Genomic DNA, 21608 nt, shown 5'->3' with positions numbered 1-21608 from the left:
GCGGGATCAGGTCGGTGCGGTCGTTCCGATGCGGTCAGATCGTGCGGAGAGGCGGGGGTAGACGCGCATGGCGTTGCCGGCGTAGACGGCGTCGCGCTGCGCGGCGGTGAGGGCGGCGGCGTCGACGTACCGGCGCGTGTCGTCGAAGGAGTGGCCCGTCGTGGGGTCGACGCCGCGCACGGCGCCCACGGCCTCGGAGCCGAACAGCACGTGGTCGGTACCGATGACGGACAGCAGCAGGTCGATGCCCGCCTGGTGGTATACGCAGGTGTCGAACCAGACGTTGCGCAGCACGTGCTCGGCGGGGTCCGGCTTGCCGAGCATGTCCGCGAGCCCGCGGTACCGGCCCCAGTGGTACGGCACCGCCCCGCCGCCGTGCGGGATCACGAGCCGCAGGGTGGGGAAGTCGGCGAACAGGTCGCCCTGGAGCAGCTGCATGAAGGCGGTGGTGTCGGCGTTGAGGTAGTGCGCTCCGGTGGCGTGGACGGCCGGGTTGGCGCTGGCCGAGACGTGGACCATGGCCGGCACGTCGAGCTCCGCCATCCGCTCGTACAACGGGTACCAGGAGCGGTCGGTGAGCGGGGGCGACCTCCAGTGCCCGCCGCTGGGGTCGGGGTTCAGGGTGCAGCCCACGAAGCCGGCCTCGACGCACCGCTCGAGCTCGGCGACGGCGGCGTCGATGCCCTCACCGGCCGCCTGCGGCAGCTGGCAGACCGGGGCGAACCGCCCGGGGAACAGCCCCGCCACGCGCGCGACGAGGTCGTTGCAGGCCCGGGACCACGCGACGCTCGTGCGCAGGTCGCCCTCGTGGTGCCCCATCGCCGACGCCCGGGGCGAGAACAGAGTGAGGTCGACGCCGCGCTGGTCGGCCAGCCGCAGCTGGTTCTCCCCGACGGTCTCGCGGATCTCGTCGTCGGAGATCCGCGGGTACGGCGGGGCCGACGCCCCGGCCCGCCAGGCCGCGAGCTGGTCCGTACGCCACCGTGCGTGCGCGGCCGGGGCGGTGGTGTAGTGCCCGTGGCAGTCGACGATCATCGCTGCTCCGGGACGTCCACGTCGAGGGCACGCGGCCGGTAGCGCCGGTCGTCGGTGCCCGGCGCGGCCGGGGTGCCGTGCGTGTGGAACGACTCGATCGTCTTCAGCCCCCACGCCTGCCCTCGGGCCCGCTCGGCCTCGGTCCACGTGATCACCGGCCAGTCCGGGGCGAGCACCAGGCGCGTCAGCGGGTTGCACAGCTCGATCCGGTTGCCGCCCGGCTCGAAGAGGTAGAGGAAGAACGTCTGCTGGATGGCGTGCTTGTGCGGACCCGTCTCGATCGGCACGCCGTGATCGAGGGCGAGGTCCGCGGCGCGCAGGATGTCGTCGCGGCTGTCGGGGGCGAACGCCAGGTGGTGCAGCCGCCCGCTCGAGCCGGTCCAGTCCTCCGTGTACACGACGTCGTACGACTTGTTGGTGAACGTGGTCCACCGCCCGGAGACATGCCCGTCGTCGAGCCGGATCTGCTCTGTCGCGCGGGCGCCGAGCAGGTCGGTGAAGAAGCCGGAACTGCGCTCGACGTCGGCCGCGAGGTAGTTCACGTGGTCGAGGCGGCGCACCGCCACGCCCCGGTTGGGCTTGGCCTGCGGCTGGTTCTTCAGCCCCGGCCGCAGGGCCTCGGGGGCCCGGTACCAGGCGGTGTCGTGGTAGATCCCCACCTCGTGCCCGTCCGGGTCGTGGGTGACGAACGTGCGCCCCGTGCCCGCGACGCCGTCCTGCCACTCGCCGTCGTGCCCCGCGGCGACCAGCGCGTCCACTCGCGCCGCGAGCGCCTCCGGGCTCGAGGCGCGCACCCCCACCCGCCCGATGCCGGCCGCGGGCGCCTGCTGCACGATCACGCTGGTCTGTTCGTAGTCGTCCCAGGTGCGCAGGTACGCCGCCCCGCCGGAGCGGGCGGTCTCGGTCATGCCGAGGATCTCGGTGCAGAACCAGACGGTCGCGTCCAGGTCCGGGGTGAGCAGCTGCGCGTACCCGAGGTGGGCGACGTCGCCGAAGATGCGGGTCAACGGGGCTCCTTCGATCGCGGGTCGGTGGGTCGGGGGGGTCGGCGGGCCGGCGGGCCGGCGGGCGCTGGCCGGCGGGCGCTGGCCGGCGGGCGCTGGCCGGCGGGCGCTGGCCGGTCAGGGGCCGGGATCGACGACGCCGTCCATGAGCAGGCGCGCCGTGCGCACGACGCGCACCGCCCCCGGCGTGCCGTCGTCGGCACTATCGGCAGCACTCTCGGCAGCACTGTCGACGTGCAGGTCGAGGTAGCCGGTGGGGTGCTCGACGCGCACCGCCACGGTGTCTGGCGCCGTGCCGGGCGAGGCGCCGGACGGCGGCCTCGCGACGTCGTGCGCCACGGTGCCGGGGAGCAGGGCGGCGGCCGCGACGCTCGCGCCGCCGAGCACGCCGATGGCCTCGTGCACGCGCTCGGGGATGAAGCTGCGCGTGCGAACGGTGCCGCCATCGGAGTGCTCGCTGGGAGCCGAGACGAGCACGACCTTGGGGGTGGTCGTGGTGGCGAGGGTGCCGGCCAGCCCCATCCGGCCGAACGCCTCCGCGCGCAGCGCCGCCACGCGCGCGGCGAGCGCGCCATCCGCCTCGAGGGCGGCCGGGGGCTCGTCGCCGGCCAGACCCAGGTCGGCCGCGCGCACCAGGACGGTCGGCATCCCGGCATCGATCAGCGTCGCATCGAGCCCCGCGACGCCCTCGACGACGGCGCCCGTGGGCAGGAGGGGCCGTCCCGAGGGCGCGACCTCGATCTCGACCGGCGCGGCGGGGCGCGGTACCCCGGCGATCCGGGTGTCGCCCTCGAACGTCACGCGGCGACCGGGCGTGCGGACCGTGACGGCGGCGACCGTGCCCGTGTTGACCATCCGCACCCGCACCCGCGTGGCGCCGTCCGCCGCCGGGACCAGTCCGCGCAGCAACGCGAACGGCGCCGCGGCGGCGAGCATGTTGCCGCACGTCTGCGACGTGGACACCACCGGCTCGCCCACCACCACCTGCAGGAACAGGTAGTCGACGTCCGCGGCGTCGTCGGGTGACAGGCCCACCACCGCGACCTTGCTGGTCAGCGGGTGCGCGCCCCCCAGGCCGTCCACCTGCCGCGGGTCAGGGCTGCCCATCGCACGCAGCAGCAGGTCGTCGCGCTCGGCCGGGTCGGCGGGCAGGTCCGACGCGAGCAGCACCAGCCCCTTGGACGTGCCGCCGCGCATGAGGGCGCCCGGCAGCCTGGTCACGACGCGCCACCCGCCTCGCCGGAACCGCGCCGGTCCGCCAGGAACTCGCCACGGTCGGCGTACCGCACGCCGAGATCGGCGAGCAGCGGCCGCAGCCCGTACCGGTCCAGCCCCAGCTCGCCGGCGGCGAAGGCGGTGCGCGTGGCCTCCTCCTTGGCGACACGAACCCGGGACGCCTCGAGGGCGCTCGCGGCGTCCGCGCGCGGCACCACGACCACCCCGTCGTCGTCGGCCACCACCACGTCCCCGGCGTCGATCACCTGCCCGGCCACGACCACCGGCAGGTTCACCGACCCCGGGGTCGCCTTGACCGTGCCCTGCGCGCTCACGTGCCGGGCCCAGGCGTGGAAGCCCATGGCGCGCAGCTCGGCCGTGTCACGCACGCCCGCGTCGATGACGAGCCCGACCACGCCCCGGTGCGCCAGCGCGGTGGCGAAGAGTTCGCCGAACATGCCGTGCGTCGACGGCGCGGCGGTCGCGACGACGAGCATGTCGCCGGGGCGGCACTGCTCCACGGCCGCGTGGATCATGAGGTTGTCGCCGGGCCAGCACAGCGCCGTGACGGCGGTGCCTGCCACGCGCGCCCCCTGCTGGACCGGTCGCAGGTCGGGGCCGAGGCTGCCCGCGCGGCCGATCGCCTCGTGCACGGTGGCGACGCCGAACCGGCCGAGCTCCGCCACCACGTCGAGGTCCGCGCGCGGGGGGTCCGTGAGGATCACGCGGCGTGCCACCGTCATCGGCCCGCCTCCTCGCCGTCATCGAGCAGCACCGGGTCGGCGAGGGCCGGGAGGGCCGTGGCCGCCACCGTCACGGCAGAAGCTTCGAGAGGTCGGGAGCCTCGGTCATGAGGCCGTCGGAGACGGCGAGGTCGGCGAGCAGCTGCACCGAGTCGGTGTCGATCTCGGCCGGCCACCGCGGCAGCGTCAGGTTCTCGAGCGTGCCCTCGTCGATCTCGGTGTAGGAGGTGAGCACCTGGCGCACGTCGTCGGGGTGCTCCTCGGCGTAGGCGAGCGACTCCGTCATGGCGTCGGTGAACGCCTGCACCGTCTCCGGGTCCTCCTGCGCGAAGGCGTCGGAGGTGAAGTACATAGCGATGGTGAGGTCCGGGTCGGTCACCACGTAGTTGGACACCACCTGCTCGAGGCCCTGGTCGGCGGCCTGGGTGAGGAACGGCTCCACCACCTGGCCGGCGTCGACGTCGCCCTTCACCACGGCGGCGACGATGTCGGGAAAGGCGAGCTCGGTGTACGTGATGGTCGACGGGTCCCCGCCGTCCGCCACGACCGCCTTGTTCACCGTGGTGGTGTTGATGTTGTTGAGCGTGTTGACCGCGACCGTCTTGCCCTCGAGGTCCTTGGCGGACGCGATGCCGCTGTCGGCGGGGGCGACGACCGCCCCGAAGTCGGCGCCGTCCTCGCCCGTGGTCGAGGCCCCCTCGGTGACCGCCTGGAGCTCCAGCCCGTTCGTGGCCGCGAGCAGCAGGGACGTCGTGTTGCTGAAGCCGAACTGGTACTGGCCGCTGACGACGGCCGGCACGATCGCGGCGCCGCCCTGGGCCGACTCGAGCGTCACCTCCAGGCCGTGGTCGGTGAAGAACCCCTCCTGGACGCCGAGGTAGATCGGGGCCACGTCCACGATCGGGATGACGCCGACGGTGATCGCCATCGTGCCGTCGGCCCCCTCGGAGGCGTCCCCGGTCGCGGCGTCGCCCGACCCGCCGCCCGAGCCGCAGGCCGCGAGCGAGGCGGCCGCAGCCACTGCCATCGAGACCACCAGGGCCCGACGTCGCGGCGTCCTGGGCCCCCGTGCGAGTGCTTGCATCATGGCTCTCCTCCTCGAGACCTCCGCCGCTCGTCGATGAGGGCGTCGCACCGCCGATGCTCACAGATTGTTGACAATCCTGTCAACAATCTGCTGGGACCTCACCCGCGCACCACACGAGCCCGGGGCGCGGCGACGGGCGTCGCCACCGGGCGGCGGGTGCTGCGGGGAGATGGATGCGGGTCAGCCGAGCGCGCGCAGCGCCTCGATGACCGACGTGATGTGGCGGCGCATCGCGGCCTCGGCCGCCGCCGGGTCGCGCGCCACGACGGCCTCGACGATGGCCTCGTGCTGGGCGAGCGAGACCGCCGACCGACCCGGCACCCGGGAGAGCGCGAACTGGTGGCGCACCATCTGCCCGTGCATCTGGGCGATGATCTGGTTCGCCGTCTCGTGCCCGGCGACCTCGCGGAGCGTCGCGTGCAGCTCGGCGTTCAGATCGCTGTACTCCGCAGGCTCTCCGACCTGCACCGCCGCGCGCATCCGCCGGGCGATCGCGCTCAGGCGGGTCGCCCCTGACGACGTCACGCGCTCAGCCGCGCGCGCCGCGACCAGCCCCTCCAGGACCATCCGGATCTCACTGATCTCGATGGCCTCGGACAGGCTGATCTCGCGGACCCGGGCCCCGCGATGGGCCTGGCGCTCCACCAGGCCATCCGCCTCCAGCGCCTGCAGCGCCGCGCGGACGGCGAACCGTCGTGCCCCGAACTGCTCGCACAGGTCCGCCTCCACCAGCCGCTGGCGGGGGGCGAGGTCGCCCCGGAGGATCGCCGCTCGCAGCTCGTCCCGCACCTGGGCGTCGTCCGCCATCACGTCCCCTTCGCCGCCGACACAACATTGTCAACAATAGCGGTGGCCGGGACTTCACCCCGCCCGCCGGTACCGCGCCGGCACCGGTCTCTCTCTTTCTTGGTACGTCGACGACGAGGCCGACGCCACCGCCCGGACCCACGGGCGGCGCCCACTGTGCAATCGCGGAGGGTGACATGGACGCACCACCCATCGAGGCACCGGCGACGACCGCCCGGAAGCCCCGCAGCACCGGTCGGGCGGTCTTGGCAGTGACCGTCGCGGCCCTGTCCGTACTCGTCGTCGTCGAGGGCGTCGTCCTCGCCGACCAGGGAGCACGGATCGCGGCTCTCGAGCAGGCCGCCTCACCACGCAGCTCCGTGGGCCAGCAAGGACCACCCGGACCCGCCGGGCCCGAGGGCGAGGCCGGGGAACAGGGCCCCGCAGGAAAGCAGGGGCCACGGGGCGAGGAGGGTCCTGCGGGGAAGCAGGGACCACGGGGGCCGAAGGGCGAATCTGCGCCCGGGGCGGAGGCCGCACCCGCGCCGCCGGACGCCGAACCAGGACCCGAGTCGGAGCCGGCGCCGGAGCCCGAGTCCGGGTCCGGTTCCGGGTCCGGGTCCTACGAGAACTGCGACGCCGCACGCGACGACGGCGCGGCCCCGGTGCGCGTCGGCGACCCCGGGTATGGCGCCCACCTGGACCGCGACGGCGACGGCGTCGGGTGCGAGTAGCGCCGACGTAGCGGATTCTTCGCGTCCCGGGGCCGGGACGCGAAGAAGCCGCTACGTCGAGAAAGCCGCTACGTCGAGGTGGCTCAGCGTGCCGCCGCCGGCACCTCCCCCGGGTCGACGCGCGCGCCGTTCACGCGGAGCCCGCCGTCCGGCAGCACCTTCACGGCCGCGCTCATCGCCGCGGCGAGGTCGAGCCGCTGCCAGCTCCCGGTGTCGTCCGCCTGGTCCAGCACGTACCCGGAGCGGATCTGCGTCGCGGCGAGCACCGCGCGCCGCTGCGCGTCGTCGAGGTCGGGGAACGACGTGAGCAGCAGGTTCTCGGCCCCTGCCGGGACGTTCGGGGCGCGGCCGGTGTCGGCCACGGCGTCGAACCCGTAGGTCAGGCGGTCCTTGTAGACCGACAGCGCCTGGTCGGTGGGCAGGTACGGGTCCTGGCCCGCGAGGCATTCGTCCAGCGTGTCGCCGGCGCCGACCTCCCAGCACTTGCGCGCCAGGACCGTCCGCAGCTCGGTGCCGGCCTCGTCCAGCAGGTCCCGGAACTCCGGGTCCGACCAGCGCAGCGTCGCGGTGGTCTCGCCCACGACCCGGCCGCCCATCACGTCGGTCGGGTAGTGGTAGGAGAGCAGGATCCGGTTGTTCCCGTACTCGGACGCCCGCGCCAGGACCTGCGGGGCGAGCTCCGGCAGCAGGGTCGCCAGCACGATGCCCTGCGCGTAGCCGTGGCTGGTGTGCCCGCTCGGGAACGAGCCGTCGCCCTCGAGTCCTGCGTACCCGCCCGCGCTGTCCCACATCCGCAGCAGCCCGCCGTCGGCGGCGAACCCGATCCGGACGAAGGGCCGACCGTACGCGTACGCGTTCTTCGCTTCCTGGTACCAGTCGCCGGACGACGGGGTCGGCTTCTCCACCCGCCACCCGAGCAGCGCCTCGGTCCGCGGCAGCTCGCCGTCGGCGAGGGCCTGGGCGTAGAGGTCGCCGACGACGCTGCCGAGCCCGTCGGCCATCGTCGCCGACGGGCTGTCGTGCGCATCCAGGAGCGCCTTGGCGACCTGCGGGTCGTCGCGACCGGTGGCGCCGTTGTTGATGTCGACGACGGTGCGGTCGTTCGCGCCCGTCAGCTCGTCGCGCTCCGTCCCCAGCGGGTAGGGCACGTTCGGGCCCATGACCGTCGGCTGCTGCCGGGCCTCGTCGAACGAGCGCAGCAGCCAGGTGAAGTAGTCCTGACCGCCGGGCGCGGTGGGCAGGGTGTCCGAGGGGTACTCGCGCCCGAGCTCCTCGTCGGTGAACCCGCCGGCGCCCCACCCCGCGGCCAGGCCCGACCACCCGAAGTAGGCGTCGGAACTCGTCGCGTTCGCCTGGTGCACCTCGACCGCGAGCGTGTTCTCGCCCGCCACCAGGTCCCGGGGGTCGACGACGAAGATGCCGGTCGCGGGGTCGCCGATGCCGCCCCCGCCGTCGGGGTACTGGTATTGCAGGTTCTCGGTGATCTCGCCGTCGTTCCATCCGGCGATCCGCGCACCGTTGAGGTAGACGGTCGCCGTGTCGTCGTAGCGGAGGCGGCCGGTGAGCTCGCCCAACGCGTCGATCGCGGCCTCGTCGACGGTGAAGGTGGTGCGGAAGAAGTACGCCTCGACGTTCGGCCCGTCGGCGCCGTCCTTGTGCTGGTTCAGCTGCGTGGTGACCGGGAACCCGTCGCCCAGGTCGGTGCCGCCGTTCTTCACGCCGAACGGACCGCCGGCCGTCTCCCACCCGTCGCCCGGCCCGGCGTCGGGCAGGGTCCAGGCCGTGCGGTCGGCCGCGCCGTCGGCGGGGTCGACGTCCGGCTCGTCGAGGTAGGACCACTCGGCGTCCGGGCCGAGCAGCGGCGAGCCGATCGCGAGCCCGTCCACCCAGCCCTCGACCGGGCCGCGCGCGGCGCGGTCGTCGGCGTAGTCGAGCAGCACCTGCTGCACGTGCCGGCCCGCGAGCTCGGACAGGTCGAGCGTCGTCTCGCTCCAGCTTCCCGGCTCACCGCCGGCGTCCACGTCCCGGGCGGCGTCGGCCGCGAGGCGCTGCGGGTCGGAGCCGTCCGGCGCGGTGTGCACGAGGCCGACGGCGACGTGGCCGGCGGCCGCGTCCCCCGGCCGGACGCGGTAGGTCAGGTCCGTGTCCGCGCCGACGACGACGTCCAGCCCGGACTGCAGGACGATCGACGACCTGGCCGGCCCCTTCGACCCGACGCGCCCCGCGAACCGCAGCGCACGGTCGCCGTCGGCGCCCTCGACCGAGCCCGCCTGCTCGACCGAGGCGCCCAGGGCGGACGCCTTGGTCCCCGCGTCGGTGCGCAGGGTCCAGTCGGCGAGCTGGGTGGTGGTCTTCGCGTCGATCCCGCCGGAGTTGGCGGTGATGCGCAGCTGGTAGTAGCGGTAGCTGCCCGGCCGCTCGGCGCCGAAGAACCGCGTCAGCCCGGACGCGCCGAGCTCCTGGTCGGCCTGGGCGCCCACCTGCCGCCACGACCTGTGGTCGGCGTCCTGGGCGGCGCGCGGGTCGTTGCTGCCCAGCACGGTCCACGACCGGGGGTCGCGCTCGGGGAACTTCGCGCTGTCGTCACTCGCGGTGAGCGAGTACGCCGTGACCTTCGTGGCCTTCGCCAGGGTGTAGATCGCCGTCAGCGGCCGGTCGTTCGACGGCCCGCCGCTGCCCTTCGCGTACCACTTCGTCGTGGGATCCCCGTCGGCGAGGTTCGCCACGCGCTCGTCCCCGCTGTTCGCGTGCTCGGACCACACGCCGGTGACGTCGTCCGCCGCGAGCGCCCGCTCGCCGTGCACGTTGCGCGCCTTGGCCGCCGCCGGGAAGCCGGCCGGCCGGGGCTGCCCCTGCTCGTAGGACGTCGCCCAGTAGCCGCCGGCCACCGGCGGGTCCGCGTGCGCCGGGGCGGCGACGGCGCCGCCCACGGCGAGCGCCGCGGCCACTCCGAGCCCTGCGGCGCGCCGCAGCCCGGTCGAGAACCCCTGTGTCGGTGCGTGCTTCATGATGCGCATCCGTCCGTCCTCCTCATTCGTCCGCGTCGGTTCCGACGGCGAAGACGTGCATCACGCCGCTGGTCACGTCGTCGGGCAGGATCACCGCGTCGACGCGCTTCGAGTCGTCCAGGCCGACCGGCTCGGTGGCGTAGACCTTCGCCGTCGTACCGTCCTTCGTCCCGTCGGCCCTGTTGCGGCCGTCGGTGCTGAGCACGACGTCGGTGCCGGCAGGCGGCGCTGCCGCCTGCGTCCAGTCCGGGAGCTCGACCGTGACGTCGGCCGTGCTGCCGTCCGTGTAGACCACGGTGGCGTGGCCGGTGGACGGCCCGTTCGTCGCGGTGCCCAGGAAGGCGAGCTTCCCGGCCCGCACGCCGTCGAGGTCGACCCGCTGCCCGTGCGGCACCCAGTGGTCGAACCCGCCGGGCCCGACGTCGGGCCAGGTGAAGGTGACACCGCGGGACTCGACGGGCGCGCCGGGCCTCGCTCCGGCGTCGGCCAGGCCCGTCCTGGACAGGGAGGCCCCGGAGAAGTCCATGGCGCCCGCGTTGCGGTCGCCGTCCGTGGTGCTCCCGATCGCGTTGAAGCCCTCGCTCCCCTGGTCGAACGACGGCGGCACGTCGTCGTCGCCGGTCCCCCAGCTGCCGGGCTCGGCGCCCATCGTGAGGTCGAGGGTGCCGCCGTCGCGGGCGAAGCTCTCCGGGAGCCAGCTCTTGGTCGAGCGGACGCCGTCGACCCGGCTCCCGGTCACGTACCGGTTCCGGTCGGCCCGCGGGGCGTTCACCGTGATGGCGCCCTCCGACCCGGCGGACCGGATCTGCACGGACGTGAAGGCGGGTGCGGACACGAGCAGCTCGGAGCGACCGAAGATCGCCGGGTACAGACCGATGCTGGCCCAGACGTACCAGGACGACAGGCTGCCGAGGTCGTCGTTGCCGGGCAGCCCGGACGGCCCCGTGGTGAACAGCTCCGACCGGGCGCGGTCCAGCGTCTCGCCGGTCCGGTCCGGGGAGCCCAGCCAGGAGTACATCCAGGGCACGTGCATGCTCGGCTGGTTGCTCAGGTACGCGCCGGTGGTGCCGTAGACGCCGGCGTCGAGCTCGGAGAGCAGGCTGTCGAGCTTGTGCCGGACGGCGGCCTCGCCGCCGAGCTCCTCGATCAGCCCGGCCACGTCGAACGGCACGGACCACTGGTACTGGTAGCCGGTCGATTGGTCGAACTGCTGGTTCTGGGCGGCGGAGGCGGGCTTGTCCGACCCCGAGTCGCGGACGGAGAGGTCGAAGCCGGACCAGTAGCCCGTGCGGTCGCGCGGCACGATGGCGTGCCGGGTGGGGCTGACGAGGTTCCGCCAGTGCTGCGCCCGGGTCATGAACGCGTCGGCCGACGCGTCGTCGCCGAGGCGCCCGGCGAGCTGCGCGATGCCGAAGTCCGCCATCGCGTAGTCGAGCGTGGTCGAGGCGCTGTTGCCCCGCCGGTCCTCGAGCCAGCCGACGGCCACCGAGGACAGCAGGTCGGTGCGGGACGACGCGTTCCCCGGCAGCGACTGGGACTCGACCATCGACTCCAGCGCCGCCTGCCGGTCGTAGCCGGTGGACCCGAAGGCGTCGAGCGAGGCGACGATCGACTGCAGGGCGTCGCCGTTCATCTTGTTCTGCGCGGAGCCCAGGTGCGGCCAGTTGGACCAGCCGCCCGACTGCGTAGCGAGGTCCGTGATCGACTGCGCGATGTCGGAGCCCACCTGCGGGAACAGCAGCGCGACCAGCTGCATCTGGCCGCGGAAGGAGTCCCAGCCGGAGTAGGTCACGTAGGCGTGCTCCTGCCCCTCGCGGAGCGTCCTGACCTCGGACGTCATGGTGGTGCCGGCGCCGAACTCCCGGTAGCGGCCGTCGACGTCGTCGTACACGTTCGGGTGCAGGAGCGCGTGGTAGAGGGCGGAGTAGAAGACCGTGCGCTCGGCGCGGGAGCCGCCCGTCACGGCGACCGTGCCGAGCGCGTCCTCCCACGCCCGGCGCGCGTCGGCGCGCACCGTGTCGAAGCTCTTGCCGGCGGCCTCCGCCTGGAGGTTGCGCGCGGCGCCGTCGACGGAGACGTAGGAGATGCCGGTCCGGAACGTCACCGTGCTCCCCGGCTCGAACGCCAGCCAGGCCCCGGCCTGGTCCTTGCCCTCCGACGACGTGACCCCGGTGGCGCCGGCCGTCACGGCGCCGCCCTCCCAGGTGCCGTATCCCGTCGGTTCCGAGTCGTACGTGCTGGAGAAGTAGATGCGGTAGGTCCCCTCCCCGCACACCGTGTCGGACGTGGTGTAGCCCGAGATGGTGTGCGCCTGCGGGTCGATCTCGAGCGACGTCTCGCCGGAGGAGTTGTTGGACCCGCTGGCGTCGAGCAGCAGCGTGGCCGAGTCCGCGCCGCGGCGCGGGTAGTCGAACCGGCCGACGGTCGTCCGGGTCGTGGCCGTGAGCTCCGCCTCGACGCCGTCGTCCAGGTCGACGGCGTAGTAGCCGGGCGCGCCCTCCTCGTTCTCGTGGTCGAACGGGAGATAGAACGACGCGATGTCCTCCCCCGGCGACGTCGCGGGCGCACCGTCCCCGGTCACCTCGCCTGTGTACGGCAGCAGCGGCAGGTCGAAGGCCGAGTTGCGCCCCTCGCACCCGGTGCCCGACAGCCGCGTCATGCCGAAGCCGCGCAGCTGGTCGGCGCCGTACTCGTAGCCGCCCTTGGCGTCGCCCGTCGCCGACTCGTACGTCGTCGGGGTGAACTGCGTCATGCCGAACGGCAGGGCGGCGCCCGGCCACGTGTTGCCGTAGGCGCTGTTCCCCTTGTTCTGCTCGGTGTCGTTCTCCGTGCCGATCCACGGATCGACGGCCCGGAACGCGGCGGCACCGGCCGCCCGATCCGTCCCGGCCGTCCTGTCCACCCTGTCCACGCTCTCCGGGCCGGTGCGGGCTACCGCGGGCGGGCTCGCGACGACGGCACTCGCGACGGCGGCCGCCAGCATGCCGGCCGCGACCAGGCGGCGCCAGGAACGGGATCTCGTGGTGACCACGGTGTCAGCCCTTCGGTTGCATCGGTCAGTCGGTCAGTCGGTCGGTCGGTCGGTCAGTCGGTCAGTCGGTCGGTCGGTCAGTCAGTCGCGATCGCGAAGACGTGCATCCGGGTGTTGGCGGGCAGGGTCACGGTCGTGAGCTCCTTGCCCTCGGGGACGGCGACGGGAGCCGTCGCGTAGAGGCCGCAGCCGAAGGTGTCGACGCCGGTCCCGTTGCCGCGCCCGTCGGGCCTGGCGACCAGGATGTTGCCGCCCTCGGGCTCACCCGCGCACCAGTCGGTGAGGGTGATCTCGGCATCCGCGCCGGTCCCGTCGGCGAAGCCGAGGCGCAGGGTGCCGCTCTGGGCGCCGTTGGTCGCGGTGCCCACGACGGACACCTCGCCGGCCGCGGCCAGCTCGTCCGGCACCGCCAGCTCCTGCCCGTCGGCGGCCACGTTGTCCGGCTCCCCGGCGTCGGGCGCCCCCAGCACGTACGTGAGGTCCGTACCGGGCAGGGTGAGCTCGAGGCCCTGCACGGCGCCGGCGTCGGCGAGGCCGTCCCGCAGCAGGTACGCGCCCCCGCCGTCGAGGTCCGCGTTGGCCTGGCCGCGGTCGCCGATGCCGACGTTGTCGAACGCGGGCACGAGCCACGACGGCGCCGCCACCACGACGGGCACCTCCCGCTCGACGCTCTCCCCCGCCTCGTCGGTCACGACGACGTGCGTGACGTACTCCCCCGGCGGGGCGTCGGCCGGGGCGGTGAAGGTGATGGTCCCCTCCACCGTCGCGGGCAGGCCGCCCGAGTCCGACGTCCAGGCGGAGAGGTCCGTGGTGGCCTCGACCGGGCCGTCCGCCTCGACCTCGACGCTGCCGGACCTCTCGCCGTCACCTGGCACACCGCCCTGCGCGACCACCTGCACCGACGCCTCGACGCTCCCGCCCGGCTGCAGCACCGGGTGGCGCGGGGTGACGCCGGCGAACAGCCGGTCGGCGTCCTGCGCATCGCCGGGCGCCACCGCGGCGGGCAGATCCTCGGTCGCCCAGTCCGAGGGCTCCGCGCCGACCTCGAAGTCGAGGGAGCGGGCCGACCTGAGCTCGTCGCCGGTGAGGTACGCCCGCGACAGGTCGTGCCGGCCGAGCGACGCCGACTGCGTGTACCGGTCGGTGTCCGACACGCCGTCGGCGGTGAGGCGCAGCGAGCCTCCACCGGACCGGCCGTCCGGGCGGCCGCCGAGGTCGATCCGCACGTCGTCGAACCGGGGCGTCGTGAGGCCCCACAGGTCGGTGCCCGGTGCGATCGGGTAGACGCCGATCGACGACAGCACGTGCCAGGCCGACATCGTGCCCAGGTCGTCGTTGCCCGTCACGCCGTCCGGCCCGTCCGTGAACAGGGTCGACGCCGCCCGGACCACGTCCGTCGTTTTCCAAGGCTGGCCGAGCCACAGGTAGGTGTACGGCGCGCCCAGGTTGGGCTCGTTGTTCGGGTTGTAGGTGTGCCAGCCGTAGTAGTCGTAGGTGCCGTTGACCCAGACCTCGCGCGCCGTGCGCTCGGGGTCGGCCAGCAGCTCGTCGTAGGCGAAGAAGTCGTCCAGGTCCCCCGCCGTCGCCTCGGCGCCGCCGAGCAGGTCGACCAGCCCGGGCACGTCCTGCGGCACGAGCCACTGGTACTGCACGGCCGTGCCCTCGTGGAAGCCCTCGCTCTGCGCCGGGTCCGGGTCGCCGATGAACAGGCCGTCCGCGTCGCGGGCCCGGAAAGCGCCCGTGCGCGGGTCGAAGACGTTGCGGTAGCTCTGCCCGCGCTCCGCGTACCGGTCCGCGTCGTCGTCGTGCCCCAGCTCGCGGGCCATCGTGGACAGCATCGCGTCCGACAGCGCGTACTCGAGCGTGGCCGACCCGCCGTGGTCGAGGTCGAAGTCGCCCGGCCGGGTGCGGCGTGCCGGGTCCTGCGGCACGAAGCCGTCGCGGATGTACTCGACGTTGCCCGCGCGGCCGTTCGACACCGAGTCCGCGGGCGGCACGCCGTCCGCGTTCTGCTGGAGGACCTCGTACGCCTCGTCCTCGTGGCCGTCGAGCAGGCCCTGGTGGAACGCGCTGACCAGGAACGGCGTCACGGGGTCGCCCGTCATGATGTTGGTCTCGACGGTGCCGTAGCCCCACCGCGGCAGCCAGCCGCCCTGCTGCCCCTGCCGCACCACCGACAGCGCCATGTCCTCGGACTCCCGCGGAGCCAGCAGCGCGAGCAGCTGCTGCTGCGTGCGGTACGTGTCCCACAGCGAGAAGTTCTGGTAGTAGGTGAGCCCGCGCTCGCGGTGCACCTCGCCGTCCCAGCCGCGGTAGCGGCCGTCGACGTCGGAGCCGACGTTGGGCGCGAGGAAGCTGCGGTACAGCGAGGAGTAGAACGTGCGCAGGTCCTCGGTCGCGCCCCGCCGGATGCGCACCGTGCGCAGCCGCTCCTCCCACGCCCGGGTGGTCCGGTGGTGCACCTGGTCGAAGGTGCCGCGCTCGGCCCGCAGGTTCGCCCTCGCGCCGCGCGCGTCGACGTAGCTCATGGAGGTCACGACCTCCACGTCGCGGTCCTTCGTCGCGTCGAACTGCACGTAGGCGCCCAGCCGACCCTCGCCCTCCGCGGCATCGGACCCCGCGGTGACGTCGTCCCCGCTCCAGGTACCGTGCGCGGCGATCGGGCGGTCGAAGACGGTGCGGGTGTGGATGGTCTGCGGCTCGGTGTCCTGGCAGAAGCCGCGGGTGGTGATGGTGGTCTCGACGGTCCGCTCGTCGACCACCCGCACGCTCGAGTCCGTGACGCTGTTGAGCGCCTGACCCGTGTTGAGCATGACCGTGGCCTTGTCGGTCCTCGGGAAGGTGTACCGCTGCACGCCGGCGTGCTCGGACGCGGTGAGCTCCGCCTGCACGACGCCGTCCGGGGCCTGCAGGCCCACGCGGTAATACCCGGGCGCGGCCTCCTCGTCGTCGTGCGTGTACCCGAGCCCGTAGTCGGCGTAGTCCGTGCTGGTCACGTCGCCGGTGGTGGGCAGCACGGGCAGCGGGCCGCCCAGCCCGCAGCCGACGCCGGACAGGTGCACCAGCGAGAAGCCCCGGACCTTGTCGTTGTCGTAGTCGTAGCCCACGTTGTGCCCGTTGTCCGGCGAGAGCTGCACCATGCCGAACGGCGCCGCCGCCCCGGGGTAGGTGTTCCCGTCGTCCTTGGTGCCGATGAACGGGTTGACGTAGTCGGTGAGCGGCCCCTTCACCTTGACGGCCTTCTCGGCCACGGCGGCGTCCGACGGCGGGGCGGCGGACGCCGGCCCGCTCGCGAGGCCGACGCCGAGGGCGGCAGCGGCGGTGAGGGCAAGGGCCCGAGGGAGCCGACCTGCGGTGCGGCCTCGGCGTGCAGTCATTGCGCGTTCCTTCCACGGCGGTGTGGGGTGCGACGGGTGCCAGGCTCGCACCCGGTGACAGCGCTGTCCACTGCTGGGCGTGTGGCGTCGGCGAGTCGGACGGAACGGTGCGTCCGCCGGGGCCTCGCCGTCAGCCGTCAGCCGTCAGCCGTCGGCCGGGCGCCGCTCGCCGCTGCCGCGCGGCAGGAGACGCGTCGGTACCACGACGAGCTGCGCGGGGCGGGCCGGGTCGGCCGCCCGCGCGACCGCGAGCGCCGCCGCCTGCCGGCCCATGTCCACGGTGTCGTAGCCGACCACGGTGACGCCCAGCAGCTCGGCGAGCTCGAAGTCGTCGAACCCGATCAGCGCGGGCGCGACCCCCGTGGCGGCAGGGTCGTGGTCCCGCAGCGCGAGCAGCGCGCCCACGGTGATCTTGTTGTTCGCCGTGACTAGCGCCGTCGGGGGCTCGGCGAGCGCGAGGAGCTCGTCGACGAACGCCCGCGCCCGCTCGGCGTCGTGCGCGCCGTCGCGGACGTACCGGGCGGGGTCGGGGATGCCGGACTCGGCGAGCGTGGCGACGAAGGCGTCGCGGCGCTCCCGGAAGGTCCACAGCCGCGACTCATCGCCCACGAGGGCGATGCGGCGGTGCCCGCGGTCCAACAGGTGGCGGACGGCCTCGCGCACCCCGCCTCGGTTGTCGATCACGACGGTGTCGACGTCGACATCGTCCGCCGGGCGGTCGACGAGCACGATCGGCATCCCCGCGGCGAGCTCCTCGCGCAGCAGCCGGTGCTCGCGCGTCGTCGAGGTGACGAGGAGGGCGCCCACCCGCCGCTCGATGAGCTCGTCGATGAGGGCCCGCTCCCGCTCCGGGTCCTCGTCGGTGCTGGCGGTGATGAGCTGCAGGCCGCGCCCCCGCAGCTCCCGCTCGATCCCGCTCGCGAGCGCGGAGTAGAACGGGTTGGCGAGGTCGCCCGAGACGAAGCCGACCAGGCGGGACGCCCCGCCGCGCGCGAGGTCGGCGGCCACCGCGTTGCGCCGGAAGCCCAGCGCTTGCGCGGCCTCCTGGACGCGCTGGCGGGTGGCCGGAGCCACGTACGGCTCGTCGTTCAGCACGCGGGAGGCGGTCTTGAGGCTCACGCCCGCACAGTGGGCGACGGCGGCGAGCGTCGGGCGCCGTCCCGCGCGGGACGGCGTCGCGGCCGCGGGCAGTGCGTCGGACGGCCCGGCAGGCGACGTCTCGCCGGGCCCATGGGTGTCGTGCGTCATCGGGTCTCCCGGCGCCGGCGGACGAGCGTGCCCCGACGATAGCCCGGCACCTGTGGACGACGCCCACCGGGTGTCGGGCCCTACGGGCATCCTGGGTCGATGACGACGACCCCAACTCCCGCCGCTCGCTGCTTCGGCGACGGCGTCCCCCTGTACGAGGCGTACCACGACACCGAGTGGGGCGTGCCGGTGCACGGCGAGGCCGAGCTGCTCGAGCGGATCGCGCTGGAGGGCTTCCAGTCGGGGTTGTCGTGGCTCACCGTGCTGCGCAAGCGGCCCGCCTTCCGCGAGGTGTTCCACGGGTTCGAGCCCGAGCGGGTCGCCGCGCTCACGGGCGACGACGTCGAGCGGCTGCTCGGCGACGCCCGCATCATCCGCAACCGGCAGAAGATCGAGGCCACGATCGGCAACGCGCGGGCGGTGCTCACCCTGCACGACGATGGGCGCACCCTCGACGAGCTGTTCTGGTCGTTCGCGCCCCCGCCCCGCGAGCACCGGCTCGGCGCATGGGACCTGGTGCCCGCGAGCACCCCCGAGTCCGTGGCTCTGGCCAAGGCCCTCAAGAAGGAGGGCTTCCGCTTCTTCGGCCCGACCACGGCGTACGCCGCCATGCAGGCCTGCGGGCTGGTGGACGACCACCTCGCGACGTGCCCGGTGGTGACCTCGTAGTCGGGGGGCAAGGAACCTGCCGAGAAGGCGGCCGGACGCCTTCGGTTTGCAAGACGGTAGAACCTTCACCCCACCCGTGGGTTCACTTCCGCCCGTCGCGGGCGAGCAGGTGCACACGAGTAGCGTCCTTGAACCAGCGCAGCACCAGCAGCGCCTGCGTCCTGGCGGTGCCGCGCGTTGCCGCGTGCGGATGTCGCGGCGGCGTCGCACAGCCTGACCTTCAGCAGCCCCCCGGCCGAACCCTAGGGTGCACACATGTCCACAACTCCACTCGCTAGCTATGACCCCTTCGCGGACTGGTACGACAACTGGCTAGGTGACGGCACCTCTCTGGGCGACGACCCCTTCGCTCTGCCCTTGCTTGAGCTCATCGGTCCCGTCACCGGCCTGCGCATCTGTGACTTGGCCTGTGGGCAGGGACGGACGAGCCGACGCCTCGCCCACCAAGGTGCCACCGTGGTCGGTATCGACGCATCGAGAAGGATGCTCGAGATCGCCGGCACCTACCCCACGCCAGCGTCCGTGACCTACCGGTGCGACGACGCGCACGTATTGGGAAGCTGTGCCGACGCCGAGTTTGATGGAGTGCTGTGCAACATGGCGTTGATGGACATCGCAGACCTGGACGCCACATTCACCACCGCCGCGCGGGTGCTTCGCCCTGGCGGATGGTTCGGTTTCTCCGCGTTCCACCCGTGCTTCAACACACCGTTGAGCGGCCAGGTGTTGGACGAGACGGGCCGAACTCACCGCACTGTCACTGGGTATTACACCGAGGGCTATTGGAAGTCCGACCTGCGCAACGGCCCGCCCGGCAAGATCGGGGCCTACCACCGCACCCTGGCCACGTTCCTCAACGGTCTGACCCGAGCAGGGTTCGACCTGGCGAAGGTCCTCGAGATCCCCGCCCCGACGCCCTCCCCGCCTGAAGTCCCGTTCGTGATCGCGGTCGTCGCCACGCGCAGGTAGGCCGCACACGGAGCCGGGCCCGCTTTCGCGGACACATGATCGATTACCGTGCCGCGGGGCGGCGATTTTAGAGAACCTCCCATCGGAATTAGTCACGAATCTCCCTGCACAAGCTCGGGATTTTCCTGATCACCGCCATCAATAGACCGCAGCGGGCAACTTTTGACGAGCAGCACGGGCTTCTACCTGGTCAAATAGGTCCGTGCCTGGGTTCTGGTGGGGGCTGCTCGGCAGCTCGTCGCTGCTGATCGGTGCCGCCGTCGTGCTGTGGCGGCCGCTGAGCCAGCGCGCCGTCGGGCTGATCATGGCGTTCGGCGCGGGCGTGCTCATCAGCGCCGTCGCGTATGACCTGGTCGAGGACGCCTCGAACTCCGCGAGCGGCTTGGTGCTGCTGGTGGGGCTCACCGCGGGGGCGCTGACGTTCTTCGTCGGCGACCTGCTCATCGACCGGCGCGGCGGCCGCGACCGGAAGCGGTCCACGGGTGCTCAGGCGGAGGGGTCCGGCGGGGCGATCGCGTTCGGCACCGTGCTCGACGGGATCCCCGAGTCCGTCGTCCTCGGCACGACGCTCGTCGGTGGCGCCGCGATCAGCATCCCGATGCTCGCCGCCGTCTTCCTGTCCAACCTGCCCGAGGCGATGTCCGCGACGGCCGGGCTGGTGCGCGCGGGCACGTCGCGTGCCCGGCTCGCGCTGCTGTGGGGCGGCACGACGCTCGTCTCCGCCCTCGCGGCCGGCGTCGGGTACGCGGCCCTCGACTCCGCGTCCCCGGCCACCATCGCCGTCGTGCAGGCCTTCGCCGCCGGGGCACTGCTGACCATGCTGGTGGACACGATGATCCCCGAGGCCACCGAGTTCGGCGGCCCCGTGACCGGCCTGGTCACGGTGTTCGGCTTCGCCACGGCCTTCGGGCTGTCGGCGCTGAGCTAGGGCGGGCACCGTGGTCGCTCCCGCCGGTGCGGGTGCCGGCGGGAGACCAGGTCAATCCAGGAGACGGCGGCGCGCCGCCAGGACCGTCTCGGCCCTGACGCCCGAACCCTTGAGGTACGAGGCGGCCCCCCGGTAGCGGCTCTCGAGATGGTCCAGCGTGGCGAGCATCGTCTGAGGCGAGCACCCGTCGGTGCACGCGTCGTCCTCGGCGATGTCGTCGGACGCGACGCCGGCGACGCTGAGCAGCAGCGCCACGAGGACGCCTGTCCGGTCCTTGCCGGCCTGGCAGTGCACGACAACGGCCCCGGGTGGCGCCTCGGCGACGCTGCGGAACGCCTCGCCGATCCGCTCACAGTGGTGGTCCACCATCGGTACGTGTCGATAGAACGCGAACGGGGTGGGCTGCTCGTCGCACACCCATCGCCAGCGAAGGTCGACGATGCGGCTGACCGCACCGCCCTGCACAGCGCGAACCGTCGCCGCGGCCAAACGGTCGTGGCTTTCGGAGTGCAGGAGCGCACCCGACCGGATCCGCCGACCGCCGGCGGCGGGGATGCCGCCACATCTTCCTCGCTCCGCAGACCCCGTCGTTCGCGGCGTGCTCGACGGCGATGACCTCGGACAGCTCGGCATCCGACCCGGCGCGCGTCGAGGGCGGGCGCGCCTTGGCGGCGTAGTAGGTACTCTGGGCGGCCTGCAAGACCTGGCAGATCGGCTCGACCCCGAACTCGGTGCGGTGTGCGTCGATGAACTCGACTACCTCGTGGACGGGCGGTCGAGCTCCGCCGCGAAGAAGGCCGACGCACTACGCAGAATCGCGTGCGCCCGGCGCAGCTCACGGACCTTATTCCTCGGTGCAGCCATGCCCCTCACCCTCTGTGGGTTGAGAGCCTCCATGGAGGCCGGAGCCGATCACCTCGGTGTTGCGCTGCTCGGTGTTGTCGTCGATCTCGGGGTCTATCGCCCCCGGACACACGGAGTTGATGCGCACCCCTCGCCGTCCGAGCTCGACGCCGGCCATGCGTGCGAACGCCACCTGGCCTGCCTTCCTGATGGCGTAGGGCGAGGCGCCGGTGCGCTATCAGCGGTCGGCGCTATTCTCGGCCCATGCCTGAGCGTTTCGCCACCGTCGACGAGTTTCTCGCCGCGCAGACCCCCGAGCGGCGTCCCGATATCGAGTCCCTGCGTGCGCTCGTGCATGAGGCTGAGCCCAGGCTCACCGAGATCATCAAGTGGAATTCCCCCAACTACACACTCGACGGGGTCGACCGGCTCACGATCAACGCGGCCGGTAATGGGCCGGTGCGACTCGTGCTGCACTTCGGAACTGAGCGCGCCGAAGACAAGGGCGCTGCGCCGAGGTTCTCGGGCGACCCCGAAGGGATCCTCACCTGGCACTCGGACATCCGGGCGACCCTCGCACTGCCGGCGACCACCGAACGCGCTAGCGAGCGCGACGGGATCGTCGCCGTCATACGGGCCTGGCTGGCTGAGGCGTAGCACAGCCCGTACACGAAGACGTCCCCGCGCATCCTTCCGCCCCACAGGGCGTACCGGTGGCCGGCACGCGGTCGGGCCGGACGTCGAATAATGTCCCGGGAGCACGTACAAAAGTGACCGATTGTGAGGCGCTCCAGAAATCGGGATTTGAGAGTTTCGAACCACCCCGGCATACGCCAGGGGGCTGTGAGGGTGAGAGGGCTATTCACGGTCACCATCCCAGGCGGTAGAGCTCGAGGTTCGTGACGATGCGGATCACGCGGGGTAGTTCGGC

Annotated in this window: 16 protein-coding genes, 1 pseudogene and 1 other annotated feature; of the genes and pseudogenes, 5 read left to right on the top strand and 12 right to left on the bottom strand. The window is 73.1% G+C overall.

The annotated features are described in order from the left end of the window. Nucleotides 1–6 precede the first annotated feature (6 nt). The 6 genes from AC1C2V_RS12025 to AC1C2V_RS12000 all read right to left on the bottom strand — a co-directional run bounded on the left by AC1C2V_RS12025 (nt 7) and on the right by AC1C2V_RS12000 (nt 5891). Nucleotides 7–1035 carry an amidohydrolase family protein gene (locus AC1C2V_RS12025; protein ID WP_495389852.1) on the bottom strand — a complete coding sequence of 343 codons (1029 nt, stop codon included), beginning with the start codon at nt 1033–1035 and terminating at the stop codon, nt 7–9. Beyond that, entirely contained in the window at nt 1032–2042 is a 1011-nt protein-coding gene (locus tag AC1C2V_RS12020; RefSeq protein ID WP_495389851.1) for a VOC family protein, read from the bottom strand. Before AC1C2V_RS12020 ends, AC1C2V_RS12025 begins: the two co-directional genes overlap by 4 nt. Nucleotides 2043–2156: 114 nt before the next feature. After that, the gene (locus AC1C2V_RS12015) at nt 2157–3260 is read right to left on the bottom strand and encodes a PrpF domain-containing protein (protein WP_495389850.1); all 1104 of its coding nucleotides are present in this window, start codon (nt 3258–3260) and stop codon (nt 2157–2159) included. Then, nucleotides 3257–3997 (bottom strand): 4-carboxy-4-hydroxy-2-oxoadipate aldolase/oxaloacetate decarboxylase, encoded by a 741-nt coding sequence (locus AC1C2V_RS12010; RefSeq protein ID WP_495389849.1) that lies wholly within the window; start codon nt 3995–3997, stop codon nt 3257–3259. The genes AC1C2V_RS12015 and AC1C2V_RS12010 overlap by 4 nt, the downstream gene beginning before the upstream one ends. Nucleotides 3998–4067: 70 nt before the next feature. Further along, nucleotides 4068–5084: an ABC transporter substrate-binding protein gene (locus AC1C2V_RS12005; RefSeq protein ID WP_495389848.1), complete on the bottom strand. Its 1017-nt coding sequence runs from the start codon at nt 5082–5084 to the stop codon at nt 4068–4070. A 180-nt stretch (nt 5085–5264) separates the two neighbouring features. Next, complete coding sequence (locus AC1C2V_RS12000) at nt 5265–5891, bottom strand: GntR family transcriptional regulator (protein ID WP_495389847.1); 627 nt, start codon at nt 5889–5891, stop codon at nt 5265–5267. 176 nt (nt 5892–6067) lie between these two features. Between AC1C2V_RS12000 and AC1C2V_RS11995 the strand changes: the two genes are divergently transcribed. Next, a complete protein-coding gene (locus tag AC1C2V_RS11995) occupies nt 6068–6604 on the top strand; it encodes an excalibur calcium-binding domain-containing protein (protein ID WP_495389846.1) in 537 nt (178 codons plus the stop codon). Between the two features lie 83 nt (nt 6605–6687). Here AC1C2V_RS11995 and AC1C2V_RS11990 read toward each other — a convergent pair whose 3' ends face one another. The 4 genes from AC1C2V_RS11990 to AC1C2V_RS11975 form a co-directional block, all read right to left on the bottom strand. Then, entirely contained in the window at nt 6688–9612 is a 2925-nt protein-coding gene (locus AC1C2V_RS11990; protein ID WP_495389845.1) for an acid phosphatase, read from the bottom strand. A gap of 22 nt (nt 9613–9634) precedes the next feature. Further along, nucleotides 9635–12643, bottom strand: coding sequence for a GH92 family glycosyl hydrolase (locus AC1C2V_RS11985; protein ID WP_495389844.1), 3009 nt, complete (start codon nt 12641–12643; stop codon nt 9635–9637). Nucleotides 12644–12720: 77 nt separating this feature from the next. Beyond that, nucleotides 12721–16020 (bottom strand): GH92 family glycosyl hydrolase, encoded by a 3300-nt coding sequence (locus AC1C2V_RS11980; protein ID WP_495389843.1) that lies wholly within the window; start codon nt 16018–16020, stop codon nt 12721–12723. Between the two features lie 144 nt (nt 16021–16164). Further along, nucleotides 16165–17268: a LacI family DNA-binding transcriptional regulator gene (locus AC1C2V_RS11975; RefSeq protein ID WP_495389842.1), complete on the bottom strand. Its 1104-nt coding sequence runs from the start codon at nt 17266–17268 to the stop codon at nt 16165–16167. A gap of 99 nt (nt 17269–17367) precedes the next feature. Here AC1C2V_RS11975 and AC1C2V_RS11970 point away from each other — a divergent pair, with 99 nt between their 5' ends. From AC1C2V_RS11970 to AC1C2V_RS11960, 3 genes are all read left to right on the top strand, one after another. Beyond that, nucleotides 17368–17937, top strand: coding sequence for a DNA-3-methyladenine glycosylase I (locus AC1C2V_RS11970; protein ID WP_495389841.1), 570 nt, complete (start codon nt 17368–17370; stop codon nt 17935–17937). 255 nt (nt 17938–18192) lie between these two features. Beyond that, the gene (locus AC1C2V_RS11965; protein ID WP_495389840.1) at nt 18193–18906 is read left to right on the top strand and encodes a class I SAM-dependent methyltransferase; all 714 of its coding nucleotides are present in this window, start codon (nt 18193–18195) and stop codon (nt 18904–18906) included. A 202-nt stretch (nt 18907–19108) separates the two neighbouring features. Continuing rightward, the gene (locus AC1C2V_RS11960) at nt 19109–19834 is read left to right on the top strand and encodes a ZIP family metal transporter (RefSeq protein ID WP_495389839.1); all 726 of its coding nucleotides are present in this window, start codon (nt 19109–19111) and stop codon (nt 19832–19834) included. A gap of 51 nt (nt 19835–19885) precedes the next feature. Here the strand turns inward: AC1C2V_RS11960 and AC1C2V_RS11955 are convergent, their stop codons facing one another. Continuing rightward, nucleotides 19886–20467, bottom strand: coding sequence for a tyrosine-protein phosphatase (locus tag AC1C2V_RS11955; RefSeq protein ID WP_495389838.1), 582 nt, complete (start codon nt 20465–20467; stop codon nt 19886–19888). A gap of 52 nt (nt 20468–20519) precedes the next feature. Then, nucleotides 20520–20633: a sequence feature (AL1L pseudoknot), on the bottom strand. A 45-nt stretch (nt 20634–20678) separates the two neighbouring features. Continuing rightward, nucleotides 20679–20894, bottom strand: a pseudogene (locus tag AC1C2V_RS11950) (SDR family oxidoreductase); the annotation flags it as partial. A gap of 47 nt (nt 20895–20941) precedes the next feature. Between AC1C2V_RS11950 and AC1C2V_RS11945 the strand changes: the two are divergent. After that, nucleotides 20942–21334: a DUF1801 domain-containing protein gene (locus AC1C2V_RS11945; RefSeq protein ID WP_495389837.1), complete on the top strand. Its 393-nt coding sequence runs from the start codon at nt 20942–20944 to the stop codon at nt 21332–21334. The last annotated feature ends 274 nt before the right edge of the window (nt 21335–21608 follow it).

The organism is Isoptericola sp. Y541, from assembly GCF_059445465.1.
Note: the sequence above shows the minus strand (reverse complement) of the source record. Positions and strands in the feature narration are given on the sequence as shown.